This window comes from Cellulomonas septica (assembly GCF_012396155.1).
Classification (GTDB): domain Bacteria; phylum Actinomycetota; class Actinomycetes; order Actinomycetales; family Cellulomonadaceae; genus Cellulomonas; species Cellulomonas septica.
This window is the reverse complement of the sequence record NZ_JAAXOY010000814.1, coordinates 1-1,377: the sequence shown is the minus strand read 5'-3', so window position 1 is coordinate 1,377 and position 1,377 is coordinate 1. Positions and strand designations below refer to the sequence as shown.

At 76.0% G+C, this 1,377-nt stretch carries 1 protein-coding gene; it reads right to left on the bottom strand.

From position 1 onward, the window contains the following. On the bottom strand, nt 1-831 hold an 831-nt coding region (locus HGA02_RS19425), incomplete at its 3' end, for a TetR/AcrR family transcriptional regulator (protein WP_168681039.1). Nucleotides 832-1,377 lie beyond the last annotated feature (546 nt).

The following is a 1,377-nucleotide window of genomic DNA, read 5'->3' as shown; positions in this document are numbered from 1 at the left end:
AACGGGCGTGGCGGACCCGGCAGCGGGCGTGGCGGACGCGGCAGCGGGCGTGGCGGGTCCGGCACCGGTCGTAGTGGCTGGGGCGGCGGGCGTGGCGGACACGTCGCCGTGCAGCGTGGCGGGCGACGGCAGGAGGTGCGTCGCACCGGCGCGGGCTTCCGCGATCGTCGTCGCGTCGCTCCCGAGGAGCAGCAGGACGCCGTCGGCGACCGACCGGGCGACGACGGCCTCGTCGAGCCGCTCTCCGGTGCGGCGACGGAGGATCACCGACTCGACGAGCCCGAGGACGAGCGGACCCGCGGCGTCGACGGAAACGGCGGGTCCGGCGTCCGACGGGCCGACCGGGGCGTCCGGGGTGTCCTGGGCGTCCGGCCGTGCCAGGACCTGGGCGGCCAGGTCGTCGTACCGGGCACGGAGGCGGTCGCGGAGCGCGTGGAACTCGGCGAACTGCTCGCCGTCGACCTCGGGCAGGAGGTACAGCGCGCCGACGTTGACAGGGCTGGTCGTCAGGAGCAGCACGTCGGCGTGCGCGAGGGCCCACAGACGCGCGGCCGGCGGGGCGTCGTGCGCGGTCGCGAGGCGGTCGGCGAGCTCGAGCGACGGGCGGACGGAGCCCAGCAGCAGGTCGAGCAGGATCGCGTCCTTGCTCGCGAAGTGGTGGTAGATCGACGCCTGCCGCACACCGGCCCGGTCGGCGACCGCACGGGTGCTGGTCGCGGCGTAGCCGACGGTGCAGAACAGCGCCGCCGCGGCGTCGAGCACGTCCTGCCGGGTGTCCCGCTGCTCGTGCGGGTCGCCGGTGGCGCGTGGTCGTCCCGGTCTGCGTCCCATGGCCTGGGGAACGTACCACCGGCCCGTCCGGTGCCCGGAGCGCCTCGACCCGGGTCTCGTGACCGGCCCGCGCGGGCCACGGCCGTCGACCCCGGCCTCTCGACCGCACGCCCGGTGCCCGGGACGCGCGACCCGGGTCGGCGACCGGCGCGCTCGCGTGTCCGGCACCCAGACCCGGTTCGACGCTGACGGCGTCGCCCGGCCGGCGGCGATACCGACATGGCTGCCGTTCCGGGGTCACGAACGGCAGCCATGTCGGTGTCGACCTGCCCCTCCCGGCCGTTGGGCCGCGTAACGCAACGTTTACGGGGTGGTGATCGGCGGGGAACAGGCCGTCGCGAGGCTGTTTCTGTCAGACGACAGAAAACCCAGGAGCCCGACATGACGACCGCCAGCGCTCCCCCGACGACCTCGTCGCCCACACCGCCGACCGGCACCGCGCCGACCACGCCGACCGCGGCGTCGACGGGGACAACCGCGACGTCGCCCGCGACGGCGACGACGGCGCACGGCACGAGCAGCGGCGACGCCGGCACCGGTACGACC